At 60.8% G+C, this 5,695-nt stretch carries 7 protein-coding genes; 6 read left to right on the top strand and 1 reads right to left on the bottom strand.

What is annotated here, in order from left to right:
• The 5 genes from livM to L981_RS32475 form a co-directional block, all read left to right on the top strand.
• The coding region (gene livM / locus L981_RS32495; protein ID WP_043626792.1) for a high-affinity branched-chain amino acid ABC transporter permease LivM at positions 1-1,334 on the top strand (1,334 nt) is incomplete at its 5' end.
• Positions 1,334-2,218: an ABC transporter ATP-binding protein gene (locus L981_RS32490; protein ID WP_043626789.1), complete on the top strand. Its 885-nt coding sequence runs from the start codon at positions 1,334-1,336 to the stop codon at positions 2,216-2,218. The genes livM and L981_RS32490, both read left to right, overlap by 1 nt.
• Positions 2,218-2,943, top strand: a complete 726-nt coding sequence (locus L981_RS32485; RefSeq protein WP_043626786.1) for an ABC transporter ATP-binding protein — start codon at positions 2,218-2,220, stop codon at positions 2,941-2,943. The genes L981_RS32490 and L981_RS32485 overlap by 1 nt, the downstream gene beginning before the upstream one ends.
• Before the next feature lie 24 nt (positions 2,944-2,967).
• On the top strand, positions 2,968-3,312 hold the full coding sequence (locus tag L981_RS32480; protein ID WP_043626784.1) for a DUF6867 family protein: 345 nt from the start codon (positions 2,968-2,970) through the stop codon (positions 3,310-3,312).
• 114 nt (positions 3,313-3,426) lie between these two features.
• The gene (locus tag L981_RS32475; RefSeq protein ID WP_043626781.1) at positions 3,427-4,545 is read left to right on the top strand and encodes a branched-chain amino acid ABC transporter substrate-binding protein; all 1,119 of its coding nucleotides are present in this window, start codon (positions 3,427-3,429) and stop codon (positions 4,543-4,545) included.
• Between the two features lie 91 nt (positions 4,546-4,636).
• Here L981_RS32475 and L981_RS32470 read toward each other — a convergent pair whose 3' ends face one another.
• On the bottom strand, positions 4,637-5,089 hold the full coding sequence (locus L981_RS32470) for a MarR family winged helix-turn-helix transcriptional regulator (protein ID WP_043626778.1): 453 nt from the start codon (positions 5,087-5,089) through the stop codon (positions 4,637-4,639).
• A 194-nt stretch (positions 5,090-5,283) separates the two neighbouring features.
• Between L981_RS32470 and L981_RS32465 the strand changes: the two genes are divergently transcribed.
• The coding region (locus L981_RS32465) for an alpha/beta fold hydrolase (protein WP_043626775.1) at positions 5,284-5,695 on the top strand (412 nt) is incomplete at its 3' end.

Genomic DNA, 5,695 nt, shown 5'->3' with positions numbered 1-5,695 from the left:
GGGCCCTGCGCGAGGCTGTCTTCGCGGGCCTGATTTCGCTCGGTCTTTTCGTGCTGTTCGTCGGTCTCAAGTCCGACCAGAACATCCGCAACGAACTGATCCTCAACCAGCGCTGGGGCCTGCTGGCGATCTTCGTGATCGTCGCTGCCGTCGGCCGCTTCCTGATGGTTGCCTATGTCCAGCCGGCCATGGCCCGGCGCAAGGCCGCCAAGGCCGAAGCCGAGGATGCGGTGAAGGAGGAGACCTTCTTCACCCGCCACTTCTCCAAGCTCGCGATCGCGTTCCTGCTCGTCTATCCGCCGCTCGTCGTCGCGATCTTCGGCATCCAGGGCTCGCTCAAGTGGGTCGACAATTTCGGCATCCAGATCCTGATCTACGTGATGCTGGCCTGGGGGCTGAACATCGTCGTCGGCCTCGCCGGCCTGCTGGACCTGGGTTATGTCGCCTTCTACGCGGTCGGTGCCTATTCCTACGCCCTGCTGTCGACCTATTTCGGCCTGTCCTTCTGGGTTCTTCTTCCGGTCGCCGGCATCCTTGCCGCCTTCTGGGGCATGATCCTCGGCTTCCCGGTTCTGCGTCTGCGCGGCGACTATCTGGCGATCGTGACGCTCGCCTTCGGTGAAATCATCCGATTGGTGTTGATCAACTGGACGGAAGTGACGAAGGGTACGTTCGGCGTCTCCGGCATCGCCAAGGCAACGCTGTTTGGCATCAAGTTCGATGCCTCGAAGGACGGCTTTGCCGCGCTGATGGGCCTGCCGATGTCGTCGGCCTATTACAAGATCTTCCTGTTCTATCTGATCCTGGCGCTTGCGCTGCTCACGGCTTACGTGACGATCCGGCTGCGGCGCATGCCGATCGGCCGCGCCTGGGAAGCGCTGCGCGAGGACGAGATCGCCTGCCGCTCGCTCGGCATCAACACGGTGACGACCAAGCTCACCGCCTTTGCGACGGGCGCCATGTTCGGCGGTATCGCCGGCTCGTTCTTCGCCGTGCGCCAGGGCTTCGTGTCGCCTGAATCCTTCGTCTTCCTGGAATCTGCGGTCATTCTCGCCATCGTGGTTCTCGGCGGCATGGGCTCGCTCACCGGCATCGCAGTCGCTGCGGCCGTGATGATCGGCGGCACCGAAATCCTGCGTGAGCTTTCCTTCCTGAAGATGGTCTTCGGACCGGACTTCACACCTGAACTCTACCGTATGCTGATCTTTGGCCTGGCCATGGTCGTCGTCATGGTCTGGAAGCCGCGCGGCTTCGTCGGATCACGCGAACCGACAGCCTTCTTGCACGAACGCAAGGCAGTCTCCGGCAGCTTCACCAAGGAAGGGCACGGTTGATGGCCCGCGAGACGACGACAATGACAAAAGACCCCATTCTCAAGGTTGAGCACCTGTCGATGCGCTTCGGCGGTCTCATGGCCATCAACGACTTCTCCTTCGAAGCCTATCGCGGTGACATCACCGCGCTGATCGGCCCGAACGGAGCGGGCAAGACCACGGTGTTCAACTGCATCACCGGCTTCTACAAGCCGACGATGGGCATGATCACGATGAAGCAGAAGGCCGGCAAGGAATACCTGCTGGAACGTCTGCCGGACTTCGAGATCACCAAGCTCGCCAAGGTGGCGCGTACCTTCCAGAACATCCGGATGTTCTCCGGTCTGACGGTGCTCGAAAACCTGCTCGTCGCGCAGCACAACAAGCTGATGCAGGCATCCGGCTACACTTTCCTCGGCCTGCTCGGCTTCCCGGCTTACCGCCAGGCATCGCGCGAGGCGATCGACCTTGCCAAGCACTGGCTGGAAAAGGCGTCGCTGATCGACCGTGCGGACGATCCGGCCGGTGACCTCTCCTACGGCGCCCAGCGCCGTCTCGAGATTGCCCGCGCCATGTGCACGGGTCCGGAACTGCTTTGCCTGGACGAGCCGGCCGCCGGTCTCAATCCGCGCGAGTCCCTGGCGCTCAACGAATTGCTGAAAAGCATTCGCGCCGATACCGGCACGTCGATCCTGTTGATCGAACACGACATGTCCGTGGTCATGGAGATTTCCGACCACGTGGTGGTCCTGGAATACGGACAGAAGATTTCCGACGGCACACCGGATTTCGTGAAGAACGATCCGAGGGTCATTGCGGCCTATCTGGGTGTCGAGGATGAAGAGGTTGAAGAGGTGATCGAACAAATCGAGGAAATCGAAGGCGGGCAGGGGGGCACCAACTGATGACGGCGCCTCTTCTCCAAGTTAAAGCCGTCGAGACCTACTACGGCAACATCCGCGCGCTCAGCGGGGTCGATGTCGAAGTTCACCGCGGTGAAATCGTCTGCCTGATCGGTGCCAACGGCGCCGGCAAGTCGACGCTGATGATGACCATCTGCGGCAGCCCACAGGCGCGTACCGGTTCGGTCTTCTTCGAAGGTCAGGACATCACCCGCATGCCGACGCACGAGATCGCCCGGCTGCGCATCGCGCAGTCGCCCGAAGGTCGGCGCATCTTCCCGCGCATGACGGTGTTTGAAAACCTGCAGATGGGCGCCAGCCTCGACAACCTGAAGCACTTCGACCAGGACGTGGAAAAGGTGTTTGCGCTTTTCCCGCGCCTGAAGGAGCGCCAGGCGCAGCGCGGCGGCACGCTTTCGGGCGGCGAGCAGCAGATGCTGTCGATCGGCCGCGCACTGATGGCCCGGCCGAAGCTCCTGCTTCTCGACGAGCCGTCGCTCGGTCTCGCACCGCTGATCGTCAAGGGCATCTTCGAAGCGATCAAGAAGCTCAACAAGGAAGAGGGGCTGACCGTCTTCCTCGTCGAGCAGAACGCCTTCGGTGCGCTCAAGCTTTCGGACCGCGGCTACGTGATGGTCAACGGCCGGGTGACGATGAGCGGTTCCGGCAAGGAACTGCTCGCCAATCCGGAAGTGCGCGCGGCCTATCTCGAAGGCGGCCGTCATTGAACGGCTGCATCTGGAGCAAGTGACATGCAGGGAATTCTCTACGAAGAAGTGTCGATCTGGCAATTTCTTTTCATCAGCTGCGTTCTCGGCGGCTGGACGGCGTGGCGTACCGGCAAGAGCGTCGCCGAAAGCTGGGAGGAGTTTCCGCGCCTCCTTCTCTACGTTGCGTTGCTGGGGCTTGGCATCCGCTTCGTGCATCACGCTCTCTTCGAGGGCACGATGTTCAGCCTGCACTACTATATCGTGGACACGATCGTGCTTTTGTTGTTTGCTACCGCAGGTTTCCGATACTACCGGACCAAGCAAATGACCAATAACTACTATTGGCTCTATGAGAAGGCTTCGCCTTTCTCATGGAAAGCCAAATAAAGGGAACAGCGCGCGCCGGCCGCCGCGGCCGGTGCGAAAGAAACACCGGCGCAACTATGGTGGGCATTGCGCAGGTTGGTAACGAGACCCGCTCGAATAATTGGGAGTAACAAGATGAAAAAGTCTCTTCTGTCGGCGGTCGCGCTGACGGCTATGGTTGCCTTCAGCGGCAGCGCCTGGGCTGATATTCTCGTTGGTGTCGCCGGCCCGCTGACTGGCCCGAACGCCGCTTTCGGTGCACAGCTCCAGAAAGGTGCAGAGCAGGCCGCCGCTGACATCAACGCTGCCGGCGGTATCAATGGGGAACAGATCAAGGTTGTGCTCGGCGACGACGTTTCGGACGCCAAGCAGGGCGTTTCGGTCGCCAACAAGTTCGTTGCTGACGGTGTGAAGTTCGTTGTCGGTCACTTCAACTCGGGCGTGTCCATCCCGGCTTCTGAAGTTTACGCCGAAAACGGCATCCTGCAGGTAACGCCGGCCTCCACCAACCCGCAGTTCACCGAGCGCGGTCTCTGGAACACGTTCCGTACCTGCGGCCGTGACGACCAGCAGGGTGCAGTTGCCGGTGCCTACCTCGCCGCAAACTTCAAGGACGCGAAGATCGCCGTCATTCACGACAAGACCCCGTATGGTCAGGGCCTTGCCGACGAAACCAAGAAGTCGATGAACGAAGCCGGCCTCACCGAAGCCCTCTATGAAGGCATCAACACCGGCGACAAGGACTTCTCGGCGCTCATCGCCAAGATGAAGGAAGCTGGCGTTTCGATCGTTTACTACGGCGGTCTGCACACCGAAGCCGGCCTGATCATGCGCCAGATGAAGGACCAGGGCCTCAAGGCTACCCTGATGTCGGGCGATGGTATCGTTTCGAACGAACTGGCTTCGATCGCTGGCGACGCCGTTGACGGCACGCTGATGACGTTCGCTCCCGATCCGCGCAAGAACCCGGCTGCCAAGGACCTCGTCGAGAAGTTCCGCGCTGCCGGCTTCGAACCGGAAGCCTACACGCTCTACGCCTACGCCGCTCTCCAGGTCATCGCCGAAGCTGCCAAGGCTTCCGGCGGCAACGACCCGCAGGCAGTTGCCGAAGCCATCAAGGCAAAGGGTCCGTTCAAGACCGCAATCGGCGAACTCGGCTATGACGAAAAGGGCGACATCACGCGTCCGGACTACGTCATGTACACCTGGAAGAAGGGTGACGACGGCAAGTACAACTACTTCCAGAACGAGTAGTTCTGAGTTCGGACCTTGTGTCCGACTGGTTGGGGCCCGGCGAGCGATCGCCGGGCTTTTCTTTTTGGTGAGGTGTCGGCGCAGCGGTCGGCTATTTCAGCAGCGTGTCCCTGAGTGAGGAGACCTCGGCGCGCAGTCGCTCGAGATCGTCGGCGCCGAGCTTCGTCGCTTCGGTGAGACCGCGCGGCACTTCCACTGCCTTTTGCCGCAAGGCCTTGCCCATGTCGGTCAATTGCACCCGGACCTGCCGCTCGTCCGCCTTGTCGCGCACACGGGCGATGTAGCCGGCGGCCTCCAGGCGCTTCAGCATCGGCGTCAAAGTGCTCGATTCCAGGAAGAGCCGTTCGCCGAGGCTGCCGACCGTCTGGTCGTCTTTCTCCCACAACAGCACCATCACCAGATATTGCGGGTAGGTGAGATCAAGTTCCTCCAGCAGCGGCTTGTAGATGCGCGTGAAGGCGTGGTTTGCCGAATAGACCGCAAAACAGAGGAAGCTGTCGAGCGCCAGCATCGCCTCGTCGTTCTTGGAGTTGGTGTCAGTCATCGCTTTCTCCTGTCATGCGTTCAAAATAAATCGTTCACGATATAATCGCAAGGCATTGACAGTCGTGCGGTCGCATTATAAATGTTGTGCGCGATCTAATCGATGGCGATATAAATGTATATAAATCGTGCACGATTTAATCGCTAGATATCTAACTATAGCGCGGCACGACCGCAGGGAAGAAGGAGCGTTCCATGAGCAAGGCAATCAGCAAGACCGAAGCCAACAGCATCTCCCGCCGCAGCGTTCTCTCGGCCGCCTTTGGCGCTGCCGCCACGGCAGTCGCGGTCCATGCCATGAACACGCCGGCCAAGGCCGCATCCAACACTGTATCAACCGCCGGCGCGTCCGGCACGAAGGGAGCAAACACCATGGGCAGCCGCATCATCACCCGCGATGGCGTCGAGATCTATTACAAGGACTGGGGGCCGAAGGATGGCCCGGTCGTCGTGCTCAGCCACGGCTGGCCGCTGTCGTCGGACAGCTGGGAAGCGCAGGCCTTCCACCTTGCCGCCAACGGTTTCCGCGTCGTCACCCATGACCGCCGCGGCCACGGCCGTTCGTCGCAGCCCTGGGACGGCAACGACATGGATCACTATGCCGACG

This window comes from Ensifer sp. ZNC0028 (assembly GCF_000799055.1).
In the GTDB taxonomy this organism is placed as follows: Bacteria; Pseudomonadota; Alphaproteobacteria; order Rhizobiales; family Rhizobiaceae; genus Ensifer.
This window is presented reverse-complemented; position numbering and strand designations above follow the sequence as displayed.